The organism is Pontibacter korlensis (genome assembly GCF_000973725.1).
Taxonomy (GTDB): Bacteria; Bacteroidota; Bacteroidia; order Cytophagales; family Hymenobacteraceae; genus Pontibacter; species Pontibacter korlensis.
Genome location: NZ_CP009621.1, coordinates 5,356,964 through 5,381,954, shown reverse-complemented (window position 1 = coordinate 5,381,954; position 24,991 = coordinate 5,356,964). Strand labels below are relative to the sequence as shown.

13 protein-coding genes are annotated in these 24,991 nt (G+C 51.5%); 11 read left to right on the top strand and 2 right to left on the bottom strand.

Features of this window, described 5'->3' with window-relative positions; genetic code table 11:
- Nucleotides 1–3: 3 nt before the first annotated feature.
- Complete coding sequence (locus PKOR_RS22975; RefSeq protein ID WP_046313764.1) at nt 4–3,432, top strand: 3-keto-alpha-glucoside-1,2-lyase-like domain-containing protein; 3,429 nt, start codon at nt 4–6, stop codon at nt 3,430–3,432.
- 72 nt (nt 3,433–3,504) lie between these two features.
- Complete coding sequence (locus PKOR_RS22970) at nt 3,505–5,220, top strand: GMC oxidoreductase (protein ID WP_046313763.1); 1,716 nt, start codon at nt 3,505–3,507, stop codon at nt 5,218–5,220.
- 123 nt (nt 5,221–5,343) lie between these two features.
- Here PKOR_RS22970 and PKOR_RS22965 read toward each other — a convergent pair whose 3' ends face one another.
- Together PKOR_RS22965 and PKOR_RS22960 are read right to left on the bottom strand one after the other, a co-directional pair.
- Nucleotides 5,344–7,305, bottom strand: coding sequence for a hypothetical protein (locus PKOR_RS22965; RefSeq protein WP_046313760.1), 1,962 nt, complete (start codon nt 7,303–7,305; stop codon nt 5,344–5,346).
- Nucleotides 7,306–7,310: 5 nt separating this feature from the next.
- The gene (locus PKOR_RS22960) at nt 7,311–8,936 is read right to left on the bottom strand and encodes a beta-N-acetylhexosaminidase (RefSeq protein WP_046313758.1); all 1,626 of its coding nucleotides are present in this window, start codon (nt 8,934–8,936) and stop codon (nt 7,311–7,313) included.
- A 249-nt stretch (nt 8,937–9,185) separates the two neighbouring features.
- Here PKOR_RS22960 and PKOR_RS22955 point away from each other — a divergent pair, with 249 nt between their 5' ends.
- From PKOR_RS22955 to PKOR_RS22915, 9 genes are all read left to right on the top strand, one after another.
- The gene (locus tag PKOR_RS22955; protein WP_052739061.1) at nt 9,186–11,345 is read left to right on the top strand and encodes a hypothetical protein; all 2,160 of its coding nucleotides are present in this window, start codon (nt 9,186–9,188) and stop codon (nt 11,343–11,345) included.
- Nucleotides 11,346–11,369: 24 nt separating this feature from the next.
- A complete protein-coding gene (locus PKOR_RS22950) occupies nt 11,370–12,557 on the top strand; it encodes a M20 metallopeptidase family protein (protein ID WP_046313755.1) in 1,188 nt (395 codons plus the stop codon).
- A 505-nt stretch (nt 12,558–13,062) separates the two neighbouring features.
- The gene (locus PKOR_RS22945; RefSeq protein WP_046313753.1) at nt 13,063–14,268 is read left to right on the top strand and encodes a n-acyl-d-glucosamine 2-epimerase; all 1,206 of its coding nucleotides are present in this window, start codon (nt 13,063–13,065) and stop codon (nt 14,266–14,268) included.
- A 1-nt stretch (nt 14,269) separates the two neighbouring features.
- Nucleotides 14,270–15,517, top strand: a complete 1,248-nt coding sequence (locus PKOR_RS22940; protein ID WP_046313752.1) for a sugar MFS transporter — start codon at nt 14,270–14,272, stop codon at nt 15,515–15,517.
- Nucleotides 15,518–15,593: 76 nt separating this feature from the next.
- A complete protein-coding gene (locus tag PKOR_RS22935) occupies nt 15,594–18,650 on the top strand; it encodes a SusC/RagA family TonB-linked outer membrane protein (RefSeq protein ID WP_052739060.1) in 3,057 nt (1,018 codons plus the stop codon).
- Between the two features lie 4 nt (nt 18,651–18,654).
- Entirely contained in the window at nt 18,655–20,349 is a 1,695-nt protein-coding gene (locus tag PKOR_RS22930) for a RagB/SusD family nutrient uptake outer membrane protein (protein WP_046313750.1), read from the top strand.
- A 96-nt stretch (nt 20,350–20,445) separates the two neighbouring features.
- Nucleotides 20,446–22,188, top strand: a complete 1,743-nt coding sequence (locus PKOR_RS22925; protein WP_046313748.1) for an FAD-dependent oxidoreductase — start codon at nt 20,446–20,448, stop codon at nt 22,186–22,188.
- Nucleotides 22,178–23,725, top strand: coding sequence for a PQQ-dependent sugar dehydrogenase (locus PKOR_RS22920; protein ID WP_046313746.1), 1,548 nt, complete (start codon nt 22,178–22,180; stop codon nt 23,723–23,725). The genes PKOR_RS22925 and PKOR_RS22920 overlap by 11 nt, the downstream gene beginning before the upstream one ends.
- The gene (locus PKOR_RS22915; protein WP_046313745.1) at nt 23,725–24,969 is read left to right on the top strand and encodes an NRAMP family divalent metal transporter; all 1,245 of its coding nucleotides are present in this window, start codon (nt 23,725–23,727) and stop codon (nt 24,967–24,969) included. The genes PKOR_RS22920 and PKOR_RS22915 overlap by 1 nt, the downstream gene beginning before the upstream one ends.
- Nucleotides 24,970–24,991 lie beyond the last annotated feature (22 nt).

Here is a 24,991-nt window from a genome sequence, read left to right as displayed (position 1 = left end):
ATCATGAGAAAAACATCATTCATGCTCCTGGCCTTGCTTCTGCTAGGCACAGCCGTTATGGGGCAACGCAAAAACGATCAGCGGACCCTTTCAACTAAAATCGCTGACTTATTGGCAGAGCTGCCGGCTAAGGACGAGAAGCAACTGGAGGCAAGTATGGCGGAAGTAGCTGCCATGGGAGAGGAGGGGATACTGCAAATAGCCAGCATGCTGTCAGCACCTGGTAAAGGAGACAATACCAGTATAGAGTATGCTTTAGGTGGTTTCTCTACCTACGTCATGCGATCGGAGAGGGAGGATTGGAGAAGGATGAGTGCCAAGGCTTATTGCAAGGCCCTTCAAGGGGTTGGGCATGAAGAGAACAAGGCCTTTTTAATCAGGCAGCTACAGATGGTTGGGAACGATGAGTCTATAGCTTGCCTACAGGGATACCTAGGTGATGGCCGCCTTTGTGGTCCTGCCGCCAGAACGCTTACAAGTATAAATAGTCCTGCCGCCAGTCAGGCACTACTGCAAGCCTTACAAAGTGCGCAGGGTGATTGCCAATTGGCCATGGTAGAGGCACTGGGAGATACTCGCCACCCGGGGGCCGTTAGCCCTTTGATGTCCATGGCTAACAACCAGAATGAAAAACTGCGAAAGCTGGCACTTTATGCTTTGGCTAACATTGCGGATCCGGCAGCCGAGGCTGCCCTGGGCAAGGCCGCGGAAGAGGATAAGTATAAGTTTGACAAAGACAATGCCGTCGCAGCTTATCTGCTTTATGCCAAACGCCTGGCGGAGAAGGGACAGCAGGAGCAGGCTGTGCGCATTGCTCAATCAATACTAGGCAAAACCACCACTGATGAGCAGGTGCATACGCGCACAGCGGCTCTGAAGCTTTTGAGCGACATACAGAAAGAGCAAAGTATGGGGCTTCTGGTGGATGCAGCAGGAGATCCAAACAAGGAATATCGCGCTGCCGCCCTGATGTTTGCCGGTCCATACCTGACAACTGAAAACACATCAATATGGGTAAAAAAGCAGAAGAAAGCCGACCCAGCGGTACAGGCGGAGATTATCACCATGCTGGGCAATAACGGTGCGAAAAGCGCTTTGCCGGCAGTTGAAAAAGCCTTGAAGAGCAAAAAGATGCAGGTAAGGCTTGCCGCCATTGGTGCTGCCGGTAAGCTGGGGCAGCAAGAGGCCCTGCCCTCCCTGCTGAAAGCCATGCGGAAAGGTGGAGAGGAAGAAGCTGTCGCCGTCAGAAATGCTCTTCTGATCATGAAAGGCGATGGTGTGACGGATAAAGTCTCACAGGCCTTGCCGAGAATGCCTGTGGTAGCGCAGGCAGAACTGTTAGCGGTATTGGGTGCCCGTGGTGAAAGCAGGAAGTTTCAGGAGGTGCTTCTTTACGCAAAGCACAGCAATACTGCCGTGCGTATGGCTGCGCTAAAGGCACTTGCCAGCATCGCCAGCAAAGAGAACCTGCCGCAGTTGTTTACCCTCCTGAACGAAACATCCCAAGCGGAAGAGCTTAATGAGGTGCAGAAAGCCGTTGTGGCAGCAGTACATGCCTATGAAAACCAGGCCGAGAAAGCAGAACTGGTACTGCAAGAGATGAACAAGGCTCCTGTAGAGAACAGACCTGCTTACTTTAACATATTGGCAAGTGTAGGCGGAGACCAGGCGCTTCAGGCTGTTACGCAGGCTTTCCAAAGCGGGGATGCCAACACTAGAACAGCCGCCTTGTCTGCGCTTTCGCAGTGGTCGGATACAAGCGCAGCAGCCGAACTCTACAACATTAGTGTAAGTGCAAGCAATACTGCCTACCTGGATCAGGCACTAAAAGGCTATATCCGCACCGTGAGTCTTTCCAAGTACCCGGCACCGCAGAAGGTGCTGCTGCTTCGTAAGGCAATGAATGCTGCCAAGACCACTGAGCAGAGGCAGCTTATCCTTACAGAAGTAGGCAAGAATAGGACCTTCCCGGCTCTGGTGTTCGCCGGCAAGTACCTGGATGAGTCTGCTTTGCAGCAGCAGGCTGCGCATGCAGTCATGAATATTGCACTGTCGAGCGAGGAATTTCAGGGAGATGTGGTGCGTGAGTATCTAAACAAAACCATCCAGGTACTGCAGGGGCCGGACAGTGAGTACCTGAAAGAATCGGTGCGCAAGTTCCTGGCAGAAATGCCGAAGGACCAGGGCTTTGTGCCGCTATTCAACGGGAAAGACCTGACCGGCTGGAAAGGCTTAGTGGCCAACCCAATCGAGCGGGCCAAGATGGACAGCAAGACGCTGGCTCAGAAGCAGCAGCAGGCCGATGAGCAGATGCGGAAAAGCTGGGTGGTGGAGAACGGTGAATTGATCTTCACAGGTAAGGGCGACAACATTGCCACGGTTAAAAAGTATGGGGACTTCGAAATGTTTGTGGATTGGAAAATTTTCGATGACGGCCATAAGGAAGGCGATGCCGGTATTTACCTGCGAGGTACCCCGCAGGTGCAGATCTGGGATACTTCCCGCGTAGATGTGGGCGCTCAGGTAGGCTCCGGTGGCCTGTACAACAACAAAGTAAACCCGAGCAAGCCCCTGAAGGTGGCTGACAATGCGCTGGGCGAGTGGAACACTTTTCGCATCCTGATGAAAGGGGACCGGGTGACGGTGTACCTGAACGGAGAGTTGGTGACAGACAACGTAATGCTGGAGAACTTCTGGAACCGGGATTTGCCGATTTTCCCGGAAGAGCAAATAGAGCTTCAGGCTCACGGCTCAAGAGTTGCTTACCGTGATATTTTCATCCGCGAAATCCCACGCCCGGAGCCGTTTAAGCTAAGCGCCGAAGAGAAGAAGCAGGGGTTTGAAGTATTGTTCGATGGTACAAACATGCACAGCTGGCAAGGCAACACCACTGACTACGTGATAGAGGATGGTGTACTGGTGGTGCGTGAGCCTAAGTTTGGCAGCGGCGGCAACCTCTATACCAAGCAGGAGTATAGCGACTTTATTTTCCGCTTTGAGTTTAAGCTGACACCCGGCGCTAACAATGGCCTCGGCGTGCGTGCCCCACTAGAAGGGGACGCGGCTTATGAGGGCATGGAGCTGCAAATTCTGGACAATGACGCTGACATCTACAGGGACCTGGAGGACTACCAGTACCATGGCTCCGTGTATGGTGTCCTTACAGCCAAGCGAGGAGCCTTAAAGCCGGTAGGGGAGTGGAACTACCAGGAAGTGATCTTGAAAGGACCAAAAGTGAAAGTCATACTCAACGGCACTACCATTTTGGATGGCGATATTGCGGAAGCCAGCAAAAGCGGCACCTTGGACGGGAAAGAGCACCCAGGACTGAAGCGAGCAAAAGGCCACCTAGGCTTCTTAGGGCATGGTTCAACGGTGTGGTTCAGGAACATCCGCATCAAGGATCTAGGCAAGGACCAGAAAGCATTGTAGTAAATATCCTGAAGGCCGGCATGTACCGGCCTTCAGCCATTTGATGATTTAAAATCACTTCAAGCAAGTAAGATGGCAAATAGCAATTCCTCCAAATTTTCTGACCGTACCTTTGATACCATCGTGATCGGGTCGGGGATCAGTGGCGGCTGGGCTGCCAAAGAACTGTGTGAAAAAGGGCTGAGAACGTTAGTACTGGAGCGTGGGAGAAACGTGGAGCATGTGAAAGACTATCCCACGGCTATCAAGAACCCCTGGGATTTTCCGCACCGTGGCCGCTTGCCACTAGAAGTCAAAGAGGAGAACCCGATCGCATCCAAGTGCTACGCCTTTCGAGAGGATGCCACCCACTTTTTTGTAAAGGACTCAGAGCACCCTTATGTGCAGGAAAAGCCTTTTGATTGGATACGGGGCTACCAGGTAGGCGGCAAGTCGCTGATGTGGGCGCGGCAGACACAACGGTGGAGCAGGTATGATTTTGAAGGGCCTGCCCGCGATGGGTTTGCCGTAGACTGGCCTATCCGTTATGAAGACTTAGCCCCCTGGTACAGCTATGTGGAACGCTTTGTTGGAATTAGCGGAAACAAAGATGGGGTGGATACCCTGCCAGATGGGGAGTTCCTGCCTCCTTGGGAGATGAACGTGGTCGAGAAAGCGATCCGCAACAGAATTGTAGAAGCTTACCAGGACCGCTATGTGGTGATTGGCCGTTGCGCCCACCTAACGAAGCCTGAGGAAATCCATCACCAGCAGGGGCGGGGCCAGTGCCAGGCCAGAACCCTATGCCAGCGCGGCTGCCCCTATGGGGCTTACTTCTCCTCCAACTCCTCTACGTTGCCTTGGGCTGCTAAAACCGGTAAGCTAACCCTTCGCCCCGATTCGGTGGTGCACTCTATCCTTTATGATGAAAAGAAGGGTAGGGCAGTGGGGGTAAGGGTGATAGATGCACATACTATGGAGGTACAGGAATATTTCGCTAAAATCATCTTTGTGAATGCAGCCACCCTGAATACAAACCTGATCCTGCTGAATTCCACATCAGGCAGATTTCCTGCAGGCTTAGGAAATGACAATGGACTGTTAGGGAAGTATGTAGCCTTTCACAACTACCGGGGTACGCTTTCGGCCAGTATGGAAGGGTATGAGGATAGTTACTACTTTGGACGGCGGCCATGTGCTGTGATGATGCCCAACTTTCGGAACGTGCACAGGCAGGAAACAGACTTCTTGCGGGGATACATGGTCTTCTACAGCGCCAGCAGGGCTAGAGCAGGCGCCCCTGCAAACGGCGAGCAGCTTGGTGCAGCCTACAAGGATGCATTGCTGGAGCCGGGGAATTGGGGTATCTACATGATGATGCAAGGTGAGACGATCCCGAAGGAAAGCAACCACGTTAGCCTTAGTGGCAGTGAGAAGGATGCGTGGGGTGTGCCTCTTTTGAAGGTGTCGGTTGGGTATGATGAGAATGACGAAAAATCCCTGAAGGACTTTCTGGAGCAGGGCGCAGAGATGCTAGACAAAGCCGGATGCAAGAGCATTCACGCCAATGACAGCAGGCAGGCACCGGGGCTCGATATTCATGAGATGGGGGGCGTGAGGATGGGCCGTGACCCGAAGACCTCACTCCTGAACAAGTATAACCAGCTGCACGCCTGTAAGAATGTTTTTGTCACCGACGGGGCTTGTATGACCTCGACAGGAACACAAAATCCTTCCCTGACCTTCATGGCCTTGACAGCGAGAGCGGTCAACTATGCGGTGAGCGAAATGAGAAAAGGAAGCCTTTAGAGCATACCCGGAAGTGGCGTTTTTTGTAAGCGGGGTCATGGCCTTAAGGCCATGACCCCGCTTCTTTTGGCTTCTGCTTTATGGGTTATTGGTTCCTCCCCATTCTGGCTATCAAAGGAATATTCAGGGAGTGTAGCTCCACAAGTCAGCCCCTTGCCTGAAGTAAAGCACTCCCTCATCATCCATGGTCAGCAGATCCAGCCCTTCTCGAAGGATTTCGACGTTTAGCGTGTCAGGGTCAATAGCGAAGACTTTCCGTCCACCGGTACCGTATACCTTCCCGGAAGGGTGTGCCACCAGGAATGCATCTCTCCACAGGTGTGTCCGTTTAGGGGGCACTTCATACACTTTCCTTTTCCGCAGAACTTTCCTCTGTACCGGGTCAAAAACAAAGAGGTTTCCGTCGGCCATGCCCCAAAGGTTTCCGTCTGGCCCCTTCACCAAGGCTGTAACGGCCATAATACCCGCAATTGGACTAGTCTCGAAAACAGTTTCCCGTTTCACTGGGTCCCAGCAGAAAAGCTTACCCTCTTTCGCGCTAGGAGAAATGCCAAGGCCACCAGAGATGCTTGTTCCGCCCCAAACCATCCCATTAGCGTAGGCAAGGCATACGGGTGACTGCTTATTCACGATATTTGTGTAAGTTACCGTTTCCTCCGTGGCTGTGTTATACTCAGTAATTGCCCCGCCTAGGACGCCATAGTTGGGTACTGTTCCGAAGTACACCTTCTGCAGGGTATCAACACTCAGGATGGCAAAGGGCCTTGACTGGCCCTCAACCTGCTGGATAAGTTTAGGGTTGGCTTTACTTATGTTCCAGGGCGTGCGGGTGTCGTATCGGTACAGCTGGGCATGGGGGTAAACCCCAAAGTACAGGTCCTTGCCTTGACTGGCCATTCCCTCAGACTGGATCAAGCCAGTGTACTCCACCGTCTCCCCTGTTGCAGGGGTATAGGCAGCATTACCGCCAGCCAGGTAGCCACTAAGCCAGACTCTTTTATCTGGACCATAACATATGCTCTGAATATCGATCGGTTGCTTGGGAACCTGCAGGCTGATGGTGCTGGTTTTACCGGTTTTGGTATTGTGCCTTATTAATTCCCCTGCCGAAGTAAACAGCTCAACCTCCTGTTTATTTCTCCACCGGGCTGCCTTGGCTTTGCCTTCAAACGATAAGAGTTGTTTGGGTGCGACAGACAATGCCTCCTTTAGATTGCCCCTGAATAAGTCGGAGTCTACTGTGTAAAAGATCGTAGAACCTTTATCCTCTTGTAGCAGCGTGCGCACTTCCATAGAACCCATTTTTCCCATTAGGACCCCTGTCTGCGTATCTATAACGAGCGTCTCCCTTCCAACGCCCTTGTTGTTGAGCCACACAAGCAGTTGTGTTCCTGTGCGGGTTTGAACCAGTTTCAGATTATAGATGGAGCCATTCCTTTGGTAGTGTTCAGGAAGGAGCTCCCGTTTAGCGCCGGTGCTGAGGTCAATCTCAACCACATTTGCACCAACATAGACAGCCACATACAGTTTATGGGTGTTGTCATCATAAGCCAGGAATTGTGCATACTGCTGGTTTTCTACAACCGGCCCTTTGCTGATGTCCTCGAATCCGTCTTTGGGGTGGTAGCGGAAGATGCGGCAACCAGGATAGGTACCCCCGTATATTGCTCCGTTCTTTCCAGCCACAACATCCCATACCAGCTTTTCTCCCTCCAAGACAATACCTAGGTTTTCAAGGCTCTGGGTACCGGGTTGGTGCCTAAACAGATAGCCTTGCGCACTGGAGACATAGAGTGTTCCGTCTGAGGAAGCAACAATAGCCCAGGAGCCGTCTGTATTTTCCAGCGGAAGGTCTGCCACCAGTTCGTTGGTGGCCAGGTTATAGCCAACCAAATGGGCAGGGCGCCCCCTGACGACGGTGTAGACGTATTCCTTGCCGCCTTTAGCTTTTATGAAGGCGGAGCCCTGCAAGGTGGCAGAATGGAGCTGTGGGCCAAGATTTTTAAAGGTGCCTTTTTCCTGGGCGAGTGCTCCATTGCTGGCAAAGAGCAGGAGTAGAACATAATAATAGAGTAACTGCCTCATATGTGTTATTGTGAGTTAGTGTCTTTTAGAAAATAAGTGGCAAAGTTGAGGTTCCATGCATTAAAGTGCCGGGTGTGTTCCAGGAGCCTTTTCCTGAAGTCTGGGAAAGCTTTCTGCTCTTCCTGCGTCCAGGCTGTCTCAGCAAGGGCGCAGGCTCTTGGAAAGGTCATGTGCTCGACATGCTCAGGAGTAGGCATGTACTCTGTCCAAACGTTAGCCTGTACTCCCATGATGTATGATTTTTCCTGCTCAGACAGGCTTGCAGGTGTGGGGTTGTAGGAGTAGACTTTCTCCAGGGCGAGAAACCCTCCAATCGCCAAAGGCTCCAGGTCTCTGCCTTCCGGCGTCTGGTAGGCGTCCAGGTAGACAAACGGGTGTGGGGTCATGATCACGTTGTGGTGCAGCCTGGCCGCAGCGATTCCCCCTTCTTCCCCCCGCCAGGACATTACTGTTGCATTTGGGGCCAAGCCCCCCTCCAGTATCTCATCCCATCCAATGATCGCCCTGCCTTTGGAGTTGAGGAACGTTTCTATCCTGCGCACAAAATAACTCTGGAGCTCATGCTCGTCTTGAAGGTTGTGTTGCCTGATGACCTCCTGCGCCAGGGGAGAGGCTTTCCACCTGTCTTTGGGAGCTTCATCTCCCCCGATGTGAATATACTTGCCTGGAAAGATGTCGATTACCTCGCTAAGTACTTCTTCCAGGAAATTGAAGGTTGCCTCACTGGGGCAGTAAATATCCTGATAGATACCCCAGCGCGTGCCGACGCTGTACGTGGTATCTGGTATGCAGCCGAGTTCAGGATAGGCTGCCAGTGCTGCCTGCGCATGCCCTGGTAGTTCTATCTCCGGTACAATGGTGACGAACCTGCTTTCGGCGTACTTAACCAGATCACGCAGCTCCTGTTGGGTATAGTAGCCCCCATAACGTTTCCCATCAAACACCTGCGGTGTGTCCTTGAGGTGCCCGATAAGGGTCTGCTCCCTGAAGGCTGCGGTTTCCTGCAGTTTTGGGTATTTTTTGATCTCAATGCGCCAGCCTTGGTCATCTGTCAGGTGCAGGTGCAAGGTGTTGATCTTGTAAAAGGCTAGGGCATCTACGTACTTCTTTATGAACTCAAGGGGAAAGAAGTGACGGCTGACGTCCAGCATAACACCCCGGTAAGCAAAGCGTGGTTGGTCCTCTATTAGAAGGCGGGGCACCCTACCGGTGACAGGATTCACCAACTGTTGCAGCGTTTTGATGGCGTAAAAAGCCCCTTGTGGCTTCTTATAGGTGATAATGATTCCTTTCCGTTGGACATGTAGTCTGTAGCCCTCCGCATGACGGAGGCTGCTGTCTTGGACGAAGTGCAAAGTGTTGCCCTTTCCAGGTGTTGTGCTGCTGTTTGCCAGTTGTGCCTTGCCTAAGGCTATAGGCAGCGCCTGCAGTGCAGCCTGAAGGGCTGGGGAACCGCCGAAAGCCTTATCAAAGACCACCCTGGTGGATGTGTTGAGGGTGAAACTGCCTTTGTGCGGCTGCAGTTTTAGCGGCTTGGGTATAACGGCATATGTTTCCCCATAATGGCTTTGCGCGCTGGCAAGCGCCGGCAAAAGCAGAAAAGCCAGGTAAAGGAAAGTTCTTGTGCGCATATGTTGCTCGTGTTGTATAGTTGAGAAAGATTCATTTGCTTATTAATATACATTTTTTTTATTAACATAGAAGACTTCTTAATATTTTTTATTAAATACGTTTGTGTTTAAATATACAATTTCTTAACATTAGCATGTGGAGGCGGATCGGAGCTAGGTGCAGGTGGTGGGTATTGTGGTGCAGCAGGGTTAGTGCCTCTGAGAGTGACCAGACGACATAAGTTTAATAGTGTACACCCATAAGTAAATATGAGAAGAGTTGCTTTACTCCTGACCCTGGTATCCTTGCTGTTTTCCTTAGATGGCAACGGGCAAAAAGTCCATACAGACATTATCATTTGCTCCAGAGCAGGTAGTGATGTTAGTAAGATGCTTGAGGCCAATAACTACAGTTACCGTCTTATTGCCAAACAGGTCGATGCTGTGAAGGCTGCCAGAAAAGGAGGCGGTGTTATTTTCATTGCTGATGGGTATCCAGAGAAGCGCTTTGCATTTGAGCAGGGGGTGGGACGGTTGATTGCCAGGAAAAAGCTTAGGGTGTTTGTTGAGTATCCGGCAAGCTCTACAGGCCTGCCCGTCAGCCAAGATACACTGAAAACGCAGCTCGAAAGAGCTGTCATTGCTACAAGTAAGATCAAAGGCGTGGACTCTCTGGGTTTGTTTGCTATTCACAATGCTTACGTATTAGGGGCGAGCGCCCCAAACCCTCTGGTGGTAGTGGCAAAGGTGGCTGGCTTTGATAATGCACAATACGGGATTGGCGATGTCAAGCCGCAACCGCTCCTGTTTCAACATGGCAGGTTCCTGGTAGCAACCACGAGGCTGAGCAATGCCATTACCTCCCGGTTTGGCCCTGTTAACCACATTCGGCCCGTTTGGGAACACATTTTCCGTTACCTGTCCCCTGGGCTGGACTGGAGGCTTGATAACTGGCCGCTTCAGGTGAAACCCATGCATGCTAAGGGGGAGATCCTCTCTTCCAACGATTACAGAAATGCCATCAGGAGAGGGGCAGACTGGTTTTATAAGGGGCGCTTTCTGGTACACCCCGAATGGGAAGCCCTTTTCCTCAAAAGACAGGGAGATGGTACTAGTGTTGCAGGGCCACCCCTGGACCTAAGCCTACCGTCGGGGGATGGTTCGCTAGGGGTGCTTGAAGGGCACCTGTCCAGGATACAGGCTGACGGATCCCAAATATATAGGTATTGGATGCGTGCCGACTGTAATGCCGAGGTAGCCTATGCCCTTAGTGTGTTGAGTGATTCCTCTGCTGAGCAGGCGCGGGTGGCGGGTAACCTGCTGGACTACGTTTTCAAGAGTTCAAATCTGCGGGCTGGTAATAGAAACGACCCTGGCGCAGCTACTTACGGTTTGGTAGGTTGGAGTACGACTCACCCCCACGTGTATTATGGGGACGACAACGCTCGGGTAATACTAGGTGCCCTAGGGGCGTCGGCTCGCCTAGGGGAGAGTGCGTGGGACAAGTATATCGCCGAGGCCATCATTGCGAACTTCAGGACGACCGGCAAGAACGGGTTCAGGGGGGAGCGTCTGGAGGATGCCTTCATTATGAGTGCTGGGCTTGACGCTATCAGGCAGAATGATCTTGTATATCCGCATCCGCACTTTGAGGCCTGGATGTGGGCCTGTTACTTGTGGCTGTACGACAAAACGGGCTACCGCCCTTTTTTAGAGCAGACAAAGAAAGCTATTTCCATCACGATGGACAGATACCCCAACTGGAAATGGACTAACGGTATACAACAAGAGAGGGCCAGGATGATCCTGCCGTTAGCCTGGCTGGTGCGTGTAGAGGATACGCCGCAGCACAGGAAATGGCTAAGCCTGATAGCTGACAGGCTTTTGGAGAATATGGATGAAAGCGGGGCTATTCGAGAAGAGCTTGGGGCAGCGGGAGACGGTATGTTCGGTGCCACAAAGTCAAATGCAGATTATGGAAAGCACGAGGCACCGCTGATTGCTGTCAATGGGGACCCTGTTGCAGACATGCTTTACACCACGAACTTTGCCTTTTTTGCCCTTAACGAGGCTGCCGCTGCCACTGGGGATGCAAAATACCAACATGCGGTTGAAAAACTGGCAGACTTCCTGGTGCGCATTCAGGTAGAGAGTGATGTTCACCCTGACTTGGACGGTGCCTGGTTCAGGGCCTTTGACTATAACCGATGGGAGTATTGGGCTTCCAATGCCGATGCAGGTTGGGGAGCTTGGGGGACACTTACAGGCTGGACCCAGAGTTGGATTGTGAGTACGTTGGCACTGCAGCAGGAAGGGCAAAGCCTTTGGGAGATATCAGAGGGTTCTGCAATCGGAACGGAAGCGCAAAAAGCTATTGACTCCATGCTAGGATCTCCGCGGCAGTCTGTGGTGGGAGAGCTCCGTAAATAATAGCCTTTACCAAGGAAGCAGCAGATGAAACAGAAGATACAAGAGTTGGCACAGGGGCTTTACGAAGATGTCGTGGCTTATCGCCGGTACCTGCATACGCATCCTGAACTCTCATTTCAAGAGCACAATACCTCCCGTTTCATCAAATCAACTTTAGATAGTCTCGGGATAGCATGGGATACCATGGCTAACACAGGTGTTGTGGGCATCATCCGGGGCGAGAAGCCATCGGAGGCTGTGCTAGCCCTGCGAGCAGACATAGATGCACTTCCTATTCAGGAGGCAAACGCTGTTGCTTACCGTTCCAGGCAAGAGGGCGTGATGCATGCCTGTGGACACGATGCGCATACAGCCTCTTTATTGGGTGCAGCGGCAATCCTGCACCAGCTCAGGTCCGAGTTTGGCGGTGTCGTAAAGCTGGTGTTTCAACCGGCCGAAGAAAAGGTGCCTGGAGGAGCGTTGCAGATGATGAAAGAGGGGGTGCTTGAGCAACCAAGGCCGCAGGCGGTGTTGGGACAGCATGTCATGCCTTCCATACGTGCCGGGCAGGTGGGGGTGCGGTCGGGGCGCTTTATGGCTTCCAATGATGAGGTATACATCACTGTCAGGGGAAGGGGCGGCCATGGCGCACAACCTCAGTTGAACACGGACCCTGTGGTAATTGCCGCACATATTCTGCTGGCCTTGCAGCAAATCGTCAGCAGGGAGGCTGATCCAAAAACGCCCACTGTGCTATCTTTTGGCAAAGTAGTCGCGAATGGGGCAGTCAACGTGATCCCTGATGAAGCGACGCTAGAGGGGACTTTTCGAACTACCGATGAACTGTGGCGCGGTGTAGCCCACAGGCGAATCAGGGAGGTAGCCTCTGGTATTGCTGCCTGTATGGGGGCATCATGTGATGTGACCATCGTGCAGGGCTACCCTTGCCTTATAAACGAAGACCGCCTGACTGCCATGTTCAAGTCCTGGGCTGAAGAGTACCTGGGGGAGGAGAACGTGTTGGAGGCAGATGTTTGGATGGCCTCTGAGGACTTTGCCTATTATGCCCAAGCCGCTGATGCATGCTTTTACCTGCTGGGTGTCGGTGCTGCTGCACAGGGGCAGAATGCCTCCCTTCATACACCTACTTTTGATATCGATGAACAAGCTCTGGAGACAGGTGCTGGCCTTATGGCTTTTGCAGCCCTAAGGTGCCTTGGCATGGGAGCTTGACGCTTCGCTGCATGCATTGGCAGCCAGCGTCGCTCTTTGCTGAGGAGCTTCCCTTTTAGATTGGTTTACCCAAGCTTGTCCCTGATCCTGCCATACGTTTGCCTGTAGGCACTGTGTTGAAAGGCAAAGCGACAGTTTTTACAGGCGTACTTCTTGTGCTTATTTTTATTATCCTATAAACTATTTATCATTATTAAATAAAATTAATAATGCAGGTTTTTTTCTACACCTGTAGAAAGCAATAGTATGCTTTACCTGTTTTAATTCACACATATAATTATTGAATTTGTATTCTAACAAGAGTATATAACATTATTAAGTGTTAATTTATTAAATAAATTTTATAAGTTGTTTTCATATATTAAAAATAATTTTTATTTTTAATCATAGTCCTGTTTATGCTGTAGGAAACACCTGGTGGTGACAGTGCCGGTGTAGAAAAATTTAGGGAAGGGTAGGTGACCAGGCTCGGGTGTAAAATAAAGCTTAAAGAAAACGCAGTAAAATGAAATCAAAAGAACTTGCTAGTTATATTGACTTATACCGTGGTAGTCTGCTCAATGATGTCATACCCTTCTGGGTCGAACATTCTTTGGATAAGGAGTTTGGGGGGTATTTTACCTGCCTTGATAGGAAAGGGGACGTGTTTGATACAGATAAGTTTATGTGGTTACAGGGGCGGCAGGTGTGGATGTTTTCCAGCCTGTACGACAAGGTGGAGAAAAGACAGGAGTGGCTGGATATCGCCGTGCATGGCGCTGAGTTTTTAATCGAGCACGGACGTGATGCAGAAGGAAACTGGTACTTTTCCTTGGATAGGCAGGGCAAGCCGCTGATGCAGCCCTATAATATTTTCTCTGACTGCTTTGCTGCCCTGGGTTTTAGTGCCCTTTACAAGGTGAAGCCTGAAGAGGTGTATGCTGACATTGCACGCAGCACCTTTGAGAATATATTGAAACGTCGCGGAAACCCTAAGGGGAAGTACAACAAGGTCTTTCCAGGTTCCCGGCCCCTAAAGAACTTCTCCTTGCCCATGATCCTTTGTAACCTTTCCCTTGAAATGGAGCACCTCCTGGATAAGGAAGTAGCAAATACGCTTGTGCAGGAGGTGGTGCACGAGGTGATGGAAGTCTTTTACCAGCCCGACACAGGTTTGATCATGGAAAATGTTTACCCGGATGGAAACGTGAGTGACTCTTTTGAGGGGCGTGTCGTTAACCCCGGGCACATTCTGGAGGCGATGTGGTTTATTATGGACCAGGCCGTGCGTCTGGATGACCAAGCCTTGATTTCCAGAACAGTAGAGGTGGCCATGCGCGCCCTAGACTACGGGTGGGATAAACAGTTAGGTGGTATCCTGTACTTTAAAGACGTCAAGGGTTTTCCACCACAACAGCTAGAGTGGGATCAGAAGTTATGGTGGGTGCACATTGAGGCGTTAGTTTGCCTTCTGAAGGGGTATCAGCACACAGGAGATGAAAGGTGCTGGGAGTGGTTTCAGCGGGTGCATGAGTACACATGGACACGTTTCCCGGACCCGGGGTATGGGGAGTGGTTTGGCTATCTTAACAGGCAAGGAGAACCTCTGCTGTCTTTGAAAGGTGGAAAGTGGAAGGGGTGCTTCCATGTACCGCGCGGACTCTATCAGTGCTGGAAGGCCTTAGAGGCCATCGCTGAGAAGCATGAAAGTTTAACACTGCAAGAAAAATAAGATGGCAAATCTACCTGTTCAAGAAATATCCCTGAAGAAGGCTGCGGATACGGCAAGCGGGAGTTACGGTCCAGCCTTGGTCTCACTTGCAGTCCTGTACTTTATGATGGGGTTTATTACCTGTCTTAATGATACGCTTGTCCCCTTCTTCAAGGAAGGCTTCACCTTGACCTATTCAGAGTCTTCTTTGGTGCAGTTTTATTTTTTTCTGACCTATGGGGTAATGTCCCTTCCCGCGGGAAAGGTCGTAGAGCGGGTAGGTTATAAGAAAGGAATGGTGCTAGGCTTCTTTATTGCCGCATTGGGAGCGCTGTTGTTTTATCCTGCTGCAGTGATGCACCAGTACCCACTGTTCCTGGCTGCCCTGTTTGTGATCGCTGTTGGGATCGTGCTGCTGCAGGTGGCCGCTAACCCCTATATCACAGTGCTGGGACCGGCACGCACAGCCTCCTCGCGGCTCACGCTGATACAGGGAGTCGGGTCCATCGGCACAACGGTTGCTCCCCTGTTCGGAGCCCACTTTATCATGTCTAGGCTGCTGGAGGCAGGTGCCTCCAGCGATGCTGTGAAATATCCCTACCTGGGCATTGCGGCTCTTTTGATTCTGATTGCTTTTGCTGTTTCCATGCTGAAGCTTCCTGCAATTAAGGCAAGAGGGGGAGGAGTGCCAATGGGAGGCAAAAAGAGTATCTTTTCTTTCCGTAACCTGAAGCTAGGGGTTTGGGCGCTTTTCTTTTATGTGGGTGCAGAGGTTTCCATAGGAACCTTCTTGACAAATTATGTTGCAGATACGCTTCAGGTTGCCGAGGAACAGGCAAATACCTATGTTGCCCTTTACTGGGGGAGTATGCTTGTGGGCCGCCTACTAGGATCTTTTGTGCTGAAGTCATTCAAATCCTCCTCTGTCCTGGCCTACAGTGCCATGGCAGCAATTTTCTTGATTGCCTTATCGGTTAATACCAGCGGCTACTTGGCGGTGTGGTCCATGGTTGCTGTTGGGCTTTGTAACTCTGTGATGTTTGCCATTGTCTTTTCCCTTTCCGTGGAAGGGTTGGGTTCCTATACAACCAAAGCCTCTGGTATCCTGTCCACCGCAATCGTTGGTGGTGCGATTGTATCTTACTCGCAAGGAGTTCTTATAGATCATTTTACCTGGGGCATAGCTTTTATGCTGCCAATGGTGTGTTACCTCTACATTCTATTCTATGGGATAAGTGGCTATAGACACAGTACTATGGAGCGAATGTAGTCGGAACCATTGGTTTCAACCTCATGCCTTGAATACCATAGGGATTAAAAATTTACACATCTAACCTAATCATCTTATGACAAAACTTATACTCTTACCCAAAAAGTGGCAGTGGCGCTGGACACTGGTAGTATTAGTTGCTATCCTGCAGCAACATGCTGCCCTGGCACAGGTGCTATCCATCAAAGGCAAAGTTGTTGATGGCCAAAATGTGCCGCTGCCCGGGGTGACCGTGGTTGTACGGGGCACGACCACGGGAACATCTACTGATATGAACGGGCAGTTTGCTCTTTCCCCGGTGAACAAGGGGAGTACGCTTGAGTTTAGCTACATTGGTTTTGAAAGCAAAACGGTGGAGATAACCGGCGCTACGGAAATCAATGTGGTTTTAGAGGAGTCCTCCAAACAGCTCGGCGAGCTGGTGGTTGTGGGCTATGGAACACAGAAGAAGGTGAACCTGACAGGCGCTGTTTCTGTGGTAGAGGGGAAGGATTTAACCAAAAGACAGGTTGGCTCTACCTCGCTTGCCCTTCAGGGTACTGCGCCCGGAGTGTCTGTGCGACAGCAGTCCGGGGTGCCGGGCGGTGACGGCGGTGGAATCAGCATCAGGGGTGTGGGCTCTATCAACGCCGGCTCAAACCCTCTTATCTTGGTAGATAACGTGGAGATGAGCCTGGACGCAGTAGATCCAAACAGTATAGAGAGTATCTCAGTGCTCAAGGATGCTGCTGCCTCTGCGATCTATGGCTCCAGGGCCGCCAATGGGGTTATTCTTATTACCACCAAAAGGGGTGGGAATGGGGTAAAGGTAAACTATAACTCATATTTTTCTTTGCAGCGGCCAACAGACCTGCCGGACAAGGTCAATGCGCTGGACCACATGAAGCTATGGGATATCGCTCAGGTGAATAGTGGGCTGCCAGCAGTATTTACAGAACAGATAGAGGAGTATGAGCGCTTGGGGCCTGACAACTTCTCCAGGTTCAACACAGACTGGAAGGACTTGATCTTAACGAATGACGGCCTGATGCAGAACCATAATATCAATGTGTCTGCCGGTACAGAAAAGATCAAGGTGTTTGCATCCGGGGGGTTCCTGGATCAGAATGGCTTAACGGCTAATACTGGCTTCAAGCGAACCGACCTGCGCTTTAATACAGATGTTACTCTTTCAAAAAGGCTAACAGCTTCCATGGACCTGGTGCTGAATAACTCTGAGCGTACTTGGCCCGGTAACTCTTCCCCTACCAGTATTATTCGTTACATGCTGGGACTGCCAGCCACGGTGCCAGGACGTTACGATACAGGCGAATGGGGGGAAGGATGGTCTAACTCCAACCCAGCGGCACAAGCTGAGGACGGTGGGTTTGACAAGTACAGAACTAACACAAGAATCATCAGTGGGACCGTGACCTATACCCCTTTTGAGGGAATGGAGCTCTTGGCCAATTACAGTTCAAACTTTGCGATGGCCCGAAATCGCAGGCTGCAGGGCCAGTATGATATTTATGTGGCGGACCTGGCCAATAATAAATTAGAGTATGCGCGGTCCTGGCCAGCTTTCAATGCCATTTATGATAATTTCGATGAGTCGCAGCGAGACCTGCTTCGGGTGCAGGGAACTTATACCAAGTCAATCGGGGACCACAATATGAAACTGCTGGCCGGCTTCAGTACAGAGAGCTTTAACACCAGCAACATTGATGCCTTCAGGCAGAACCTCATTTCAGAGGAGTTTCCGTACCTGAGCGCGGGCGATGCGACAGGACAGAACCTGGCAGGCGGGGAGTATGAATTTACCATGGCCTCTGCCTACAGCCGTGTTAATTACGACTATAAGGAGAAATACCTGCTGGAGCTCAACGGACGCCTTGATGCATCTTCCAGGTTTATCAAGGAGAACTGGTGGGAACTGTTTCCGTCCGTATCGGCAGGCTGGAGAATCTCCAACGAGGGGTTCTGGGATAACTTATCAAACATAGTCAATGAGGCTAAGCTACGGATTTCTTATGGTGCACTTGGGAACCAGAACGTAGGCTCTTACTACCCCACCTATACCTCTTACGCGAAAGGAACAGCCTATAACTACTTCTTCGGTAATGTGGTGAACAGTGGCTATGCGCTGACAACGGCTGCCAATCCATTCATTCAGTGGGAGCGGTCGGTTATTCTGGATGCGGGCATGGACCTGGGGCTTTTGAATAACCGACTTAACATCACGGCCGATTACTTCAAGCGTGACATAGATAACATGCTGCAACTGGACCTTATCCCTTCCTATGTCGGCCTGTCTGCACCTTATGTTAACCTTGGCAAGATGACCAACAAGGGCTGGGAGCTGAGCCTGGGTTGGAAGGATGCTGTAAGGGACTTTACTTACCAGGTTACGGCAAACGTGTCTGATGTGCGAAACGAGATTGTGGATCTTGGTGGCCGCGAATATATCGCCGGCTCCCGCATCACGAAGGAGGGAGAAGCCTATAACTCGTACTACGGCTATATTGCGGAGGGACTGTTCCAGTCAGAGGATGAAATCGCAGGCGCCCCTTTCCACTTTGGAAACACAAAACCTGGAGATATCCGGTACAGGGATATCAACGGGGACAATAAAATTGATGCAAATGACCGCACTGTGCTGGGAAACTACTTCCCTCGCTATGAGTACAGCCTGAACCTTGCTGCCCAGTTCAAGGGCTTTGACTTTACCGCCTTCTTCCAAGGGGTCGGAAAAATGGACAACTATCTGTCAGGAACGGGTACCCAGCCTTTTTACTCCCAGAGCTTTCAGGGAAGCATGTATGAGCATCAGAGGGATTTCTGGACTCCTGAGAACCCTGATGCTGCCTATCCGCGTCTGACGGCCAACAGCATTACCAACAACTATGTAACATCTTCCTACTGGATGCGGGAGAGCTCCTTCCTTAGGCTGAAAAACGTCGTGTTGGGGTACACGCTTCCAGAGTCCCTAACCTCCAAGGTTAAAATCGGCTCTGCACGATTTTACGTGAGCGGGCAGAACCTCTTTACCTGGAGCAACTATTTCCCGGGCTTTGACCCGGAGCAGCGGGACACAGGCGGCGAGTTCTACCCGATCATGACCACATATACAACAGGTGTCAACTTAAGTTTCTAACCGTATGAAAAATAGAATAACTTATATAGCCGGCCTATGCCTTTCTTTAACCTTTTTGGGAGGATGTGAGAGTTTCCTGGATAAAGAACCGCTTGACTCCCCTGCGCAAGGCACCTTCTTAACAAATGAGAATGCAGTCAATGTGTCCTTAAATGCGCTCTACCGCTCCATCGACTGGGGTTACGGCCTGGTGCCCTACCAATCCGCTACGGATGCGTGGACTGACATTGCCATCCTGCGTGCTAATGATCTGGGCGAGGGAACCTTTGATACCTACAACAGCCATCCTGCAGGGCTGTGGCGATACGCCTATACAACGATCCAGCGGGCAAATACCATAATAGAGGGTATGGAACCTCACAAAGACAAAATGTCGCCGGCAGCATTCAACCGCATGCAGGCGGAGGCCCGTGTCTTGCGTGCTTGGGCTTACCACTACCTAGTGTTTATGTTTGGGGATGCTCCGCTGATCACAAAGCCGCTTTTGCCGGCTGAGTTCAAGACCCAGGTACGCACCCCAAAGGCAGAAATCATTGCCTTTATCTACAAAGAGCTGGATGAGGCAGGGGGAGTGCTGGACTGGGCACCGACAGAGCGTGGCCGGGTAAGCAGGGCTGTAGCGATGGGCCTTAAGGCCCGCACGGCGCTCTACAATGGAGACTACGCTCTAGCCAAGGCAGCGGCCAAGGATGTCATGGATAATGCCGGGTTGAGCCTGAACCCACACTTCGGTGACCTTTTCACCCGTAGCGGGCAGCAGCCAAACGCAGGCGGGGAGATTATGTTGGAGGTGCTGTATACAGACGCTGAGGTAACCTCGAGAACGAACCTGCCCTTGGGCAACGCCTCCAGAGCAGCTGGAGGGCAGTCAGGCCGTTTCCCCACCCAGCGCCTGGTGGATATGTTTGAGGCCTCTGATGGTAAACGAATCGATGAATCAGCGGTGTATGACCCGCAGAACCCCCGGGCAAACCGGGACCTACGCTTGAAGTATACGGTGGCAATGCCTGGAGATACGGTCACGATGAACTTAGTAACCTTTGTGTATGATATTTACAATAACACAACCTCTTTTAAAAACCCAGACGGCAGCTGGACTGTGAAGTCCAATGCTGACTTTGATAACCCCTTTGGGCCGGCCAAAAGTGGGGTAGGCTATCTCTGGTCTAAGTATACCATGACGGACGAGAATGCTTTCCAGTCCAGGGTAAGCTTTATCCTGATGCGATACGCCGAAATTCTGTTAACTTACGCAGAAGCCTCTATTGAGGATAACACGGTTGATGAGGCCACGATTGAGGCTATTAATCAACTGAGAAGCCGTGCCAAGCAGCCCTTGGTGCCTGCCGACATTCAGGCGGACCGGGAGGAGCTTCGAGAGCTGATAAGAAGGGAGCGAACAGTAGAGTTGGCCGTAGAGGGTTTCCGCTGGTTTGATATACGTCGGTGGGGTATCGCTGAGCTTGTGATGCCAGGTAAAGTGGTGGGTATCTCGAAATCAGGCACCGACCTGCCTCCTGTTCCAAACTTCAAGACAACGCCGGTACATGACCTAAACAGCATTCCGGATTACACAGGGCAGCTTGAGGATCGTTACACCCGTGAGACCCGTTTCTGGTATCCACGGCTGATACTGCTCCCCGTGCCACAGGCAGAGCGGGATATAAACCCTGATCTTACGCAAAATAGCGGTTGGTAGAACAATGACACAGTCTGTCAAGGCTTTGGCCTTCGGAGCAGACTGTGTCTACTTTTTAATTTAAGAGTACTCCCGCGGGAGATTAACGCATGCCAGATGAAAAGGAGAAACTTTATTGAATTACTGACGGCTACTGGAGGAGCCGTGGCTACAGCTTCCTTAGTAGCTATCCCAGAGATTGCCTTGGCCGAAGTGCAGAAGGCTGTCGCACCGAATGGAGATGAAAAGCTAACAGCCGACATTGTTATCGTGGGAGGGGGACTAGGAGGAGTAGCAGCTGCAATGGCTGCCTTGCGAAACAGTCAAACGGTGGTTTTGACAGAAGAAACAGACTGGATAGGGGGGCAACTTACAAGCCAAGGTGTACCCCCAGACGAGCACCGATGGATTGAAACACATGGAGCCACTCAGTTGTACCGAGACTTCAGAAACGGGATTCGCGACTACTATAGACGTAATTACCCACTGACAGAGCAAGCGAAGCAGAATCCATTGCTGAACCCTGGGGATGGAGCGGTTTCCCGGCTATGTCATGAGCCAAGGGTAGCATTGGCCGTGTTGCAAGACATGCTTGCTCCCTATATCAGCTCTGGCAAACTAGTGCTATTGCTGAGGCATAAAGTGAGTGATGCCCAAGTAAGCGGGAACAAGGTCGGTTCTGTGACCGTCAGGGATCTGCAGTCGGGCAAGCATAAGACCCTGCTTGCGCCTTACTTTGTCGATGCCACGGAGCTTGGGGATTTGTTACCCCTCACAGGTACGGAGTTTGTCACAGGGACCGAGTCTAAAAAAGAAACACGTGAGCTGCATGCGCCGGATAAGGCGAACCCTGACAGCAACCAAGCCTTTACCATGTGCTTTGCTATGGATTACGTGCCGGGGGCAAACCATGTGATTGATAAACCTGAGGATTATGACTTTTGGGTTAACCATGTACCGGAGCTAAACCCTGCCTGGGCAGGAAAGTTGCTGGCGCTGCATTACTCTGATCCACGGACCTTGAAGCCAAAGAACCTGGGCTTTCATCCTGAGGGGCACAAGACAGGCGATATGCTAAACCTTTGGAACTACAGGAAAATCATTAACAAGGAGAATTTTAAGGAGGGTGTCTATGCTGGAGACATCACGATTGTTAACTGGCCACAAAACGATTACATGCTTGGTAACCTGATAGGTGCATCAGAGAAAGAGTTTGACAAGCATGTGCGGAGTGCCAAGCAGCTTAGTTTGTCGCTGTTATACTGGCTCCAAACGGAGGCTCCCCGACCAGATGGGGGCAAAGGCTGGCCTGGACTGCGCCTGCGGAAGGATATCATGGGAACAGAGGATGGCTTGGCAAAGTATCCTTATGTGCGGGAGGCACGACGTATCAAAGCAGTCTTTACCGTCCTGGAAGAGCATGTGGGGAAGGAGAACCGGGCTAAAGTGGCCAAGCGGACGGAGCGGGAGAAAGCTGCCTCCTTTTATGATAGTGTGGGAACGGGGTATTACCACATTGACCTGCACCCCACATCGGATAAAGTAAACTATGTGGACTTTGCGTCCTTGCCGTTCCAAATTCCGCTCGGGGCACTTCTTCCGGTAAGAATGGAGAACCTGCTGCCAGCCAACAAAAATATAGGTACCACCCACATCACGAACGGCTGTTTCCGCCTACACCCGGTGGAGTGGAATATTGGGGAGTCAGTAGGCATGCTCGTCAAGTTTGCCCGCAGCAAAAGTGTGATCCCTAGAAAAGTCAGGGAAGACAAGGCACTGCTGGCAGAGTTTCAGGATTTTATCCGATCGCAGGGGATAGCAACCGAGTGGCCAAAAAATACTTCCTCAGATGAGGCATAAGCTCATAGGAACACTGTTTTTCGCGGCACTATTTGGGTGCGTGAGCAGCAAGGACCAGGAGGTGCTTCAGAAAGAGTACCCTATCGAGTCTACGCTGGAGCTGGGGTCCTCGGTATTGGGCGTAAGCGTGGTAGCCGATAGCCTAGACGTTCCCTGGGACATTGCCTGGGGAAACGATGGCAGCATCTGGATGACAGAGCTGAAAGGCACTGTGAGCAGGCTGGACCTGGGCACCGGGGAAAAGCACGAACTGCTCAAAATAGATGATGTGTGGCATAAGCGAACAGCGGGCCTGCTGGGCATGGCCCTGCACCCGGACATGGAGCGCCATCCTTTTGTGTTTGTGAATTATACGGCGCGTGAAGGAAAGGACAGTACCATCGTCTCAAAGCTTGTCCGGTATACTTACAAAGCCAATACGCTCACCAAGGCCAAGACTTTGCTGCAAATAGAAGGCAACATGGGCCACAATGGGGCGCGGGTGGCTTTTACAAAGGATGGCAAGCTGCTTTGGGCCACCGGCGATGCCGTGAAGGATGGGTATGCGCAGGACACGACTGTCTTGAACGGCAAAATCCTGCGGATAAACATCGATGGTTCAGTGCCAGCTGATAATCCAATCAAAGGAAGCTACGTCTGGGCCTGGGGCTTTCGGAACATGCAGGGCCTGGCAGTTGCCTCTGACGGGCAAGTTTATACTTCCGAGCATGGAGATGCGACCGAAGACGAGATCAACCTGATCAAGCCCTTGCACAACTATGGCTGGCCGGAGATTGAAGGCTTCCATGACAAGAACGAAGAGAACCTCATCGCGGCAAAGTATCAGCGAACAGAGCCTTTAAAATCCTGGACCCCAACCATAGCGCCTGCCGGAATTGCCATGTACGAATCTGAGGCCATCCCGGAGTGGAAAAACGCTATCCTGCTCGGTACCCTGAAAGGCAAGAGCCTGAGAGTGCTGAAGCTTAACGCAGATGGAACAGCCATTACCTCAGAGGAGATTTTCTGGGAGAACGAGTACGGCAGGCTGCGGGATATCTGCGTCTCTCCGTCCGGTGATATTTATGTAGCCACCAGCAATCGCGACTGGAATCCCTCGCCGGGTTTCCCGAAAGAAAACGATGACCGGATTCTCCTCATCCGAAAAGTCAAAGAATCAGAGATACCGCCACAACTGCTTGCTTCCAATGCAAAAGGCGGGGAAGCAGTGACGCAGGAGCTTACGGGGGCGACCTTGTACAGCCAATACTGCTCCTCCTGCCATAAAGACGATGGAGCGGGTGTTGCCGGCACGTTTCCTCCGTTGCAAGGGGCCGAGCAGGTAACGGGAGACAAAGCCGTGCTGATGAACATTGTGCTCAATGGCCTATCTGGCCCGATCGTGGTAAAGGGTAACAAGTATGATCAGGCCATGCCCGCTTTCAGTTTCCTGAAAGACGATGAACTGGCCAGTATACTGACCTATGTCCGGGGTAGCTGGGGCAATAATGCCTCCGCAGTAAGTATAGACGAAGTAAAATCCTTTAGAAAGAAATAATGACCGCTCCAGTCACAGAAAAAAAACCGATACGCCAGAGTGCCTTAAAAAGGTGGTTGCTCTCCCTTGGCCCTGGTATCATCACCGCGGCCCTGGTATTTGGTCCCAGCAAGATGACCATCACCTCCAAGATGGGAGCAGACTATGGCTATTCGCTGCTTTGGATTGTGGCCGTGGCCATCTTTTTTATGGTGGTTTTCGCAGGCATGGGAGCCAGGATCGGGGCGGTTAACAAAGGTTCTTTGCTGAGCCTGATCCGGCAGCAGTGGGGCAGCAAAGTAGCCGTTGCGATTGGTGTGGGCGTGTTTTTGGTAACCACCTCTTTTCAGGCAGGAAACTCGATAGGCGTAGGAATTGCCATTGCCGAAGGAACAGGCACAAGCCCTGTCTTATGGGTGATCGTATTTAATATGTTCGGCATCGGGCTGCTGTTTTTCCGCTCCTTTTATAAAATGCTGGAGAAGCTGATGATCTTTTTGGTGGCCCTGATGCTGTTTTCCTTCGTCACAACCCTGTTTATGGCGGATCCCGATGCGGTTGGGGTGGCCAATGGCTTTGTGCCGGGTGTGCCCACCGGCTCGACAGGACTGATTATTGCATTTACGGCCTCCTGCTTTTCCATTGTGGGAGCCTTCTATCAGTCTTACCTGGTGCAAGAGCGTGCTAAACTCAGCAAGTCCACCGATAAAGACGGCAACATCACCGGTGGCAGTACCACCGGGATACTGATACTGGGTGTGATGAGCGCGGTGGTGCTGATCTGTGCTGCCTCTGTACTGCACCCACAGGGAATAAAAGTGGACAGCGCCTCGCAGATGGCCATGGCGCTTGAGCCTTTGTTTGGCAGCAATGCCTCTGCCTTATTTTTGGCTGGATTGTTTGGGGCCTCCTTTTCTTCGCTGGTAGGGAATGCTACCGTAGGAGGGTCCCTGCTGGGGGACGCCCTGGGGTATGGCAGTAATCTGAATTCCAGGCAGGTGAAGCTCTTTATTGCCTTGGTCATGGTAGCGGGTGCCACCATCGCCATGCTTTTCGGGAAGCTGCCCCTGGAGTTGATCGTGTTTGCGCAAAGCGTGACCATTTTCCTGGTGCCTTTTATTGGGGTGGCAATGTACCTGACCGCTAACAAGGTTTCTGTAATGGGAGAGCAAAGAAACAGTCTGGTTACCAAATTCTTTGGAGGCATGGGCTTGCTGCTCCTTATAGCCCTTGCCGTGAGTAATGCCATAGACATATTGAAATAAGGCTCTATGTTTTAGAGTGTAC

Excerpts from the sequence above, each read along its gene's own strand:
- PKOR_RS22975 (WP_046313764.1), top strand. The coding sequence starts at position 4 with ATGAGAAAAACATCATTCATGCTCCTGGCCTTGCTTCTGCTAGGCACA.
- PKOR_RS22970 (WP_046313763.1), top strand. The coding sequence starts at position 3,505 with ATGGCAAATAGCAATTCCTCCAAATTTTCTGACCGTACCTTTGATACC.
- PKOR_RS22965 (WP_046313760.1), bottom strand. The coding sequence starts at position 7,305 with ATGAGGCAGTTACTCTATTATTATGTTCTACTCCTGCTCTTTGCCAGC.
- PKOR_RS22960 (WP_046313758.1), bottom strand. The coding sequence starts at position 8,936 with ATGCGCACAAGAACTTTCCTTTACCTGGCTTTTCTGCTTTTGCCGGCG.
- PKOR_RS22955 (WP_052739061.1), top strand. The coding sequence starts at position 9,186 with ATGAGAAGAGTTGCTTTACTCCTGACCCTGGTATCCTTGCTGTTTTCC.
- PKOR_RS22950 (WP_046313755.1), top strand. The coding sequence starts at position 11,370 with ATGAAACAGAAGATACAAGAGTTGGCACAGGGGCTTTACGAAGATGTC.
- PKOR_RS22945 (WP_046313753.1), top strand. The coding sequence starts at position 13,063 with ATGAAATCAAAAGAACTTGCTAGTTATATTGACTTATACCGTGGTAGT.
- PKOR_RS22940 (WP_046313752.1), top strand. The coding sequence starts at position 14,270 with ATGGCAAATCTACCTGTTCAAGAAATATCCCTGAAGAAGGCTGCGGAT.
- PKOR_RS22935 (WP_052739060.1), top strand. The coding sequence starts at position 15,594 with ATGACAAAACTTATACTCTTACCCAAAAAGTGGCAGTGGCGCTGGACA.
- PKOR_RS22930 (WP_046313750.1), top strand. The coding sequence starts at position 18,655 with ATGAAAAATAGAATAACTTATATAGCCGGCCTATGCCTTTCTTTAACC.
- PKOR_RS22925 (WP_046313748.1), top strand. The coding sequence starts at position 20,446 with ATGAAAAGGAGAAACTTTATTGAATTACTGACGGCTACTGGAGGAGCC.
- PKOR_RS22920 (WP_046313746.1), top strand. The coding sequence starts at position 22,178 with ATGAGGCATAAGCTCATAGGAACACTGTTTTTCGCGGCACTATTTGGG.
- PKOR_RS22915 (WP_046313745.1), top strand. The coding sequence starts at position 23,725 with ATGACCGCTCCAGTCACAGAAAAAAAACCGATACGCCAGAGTGCCTTA.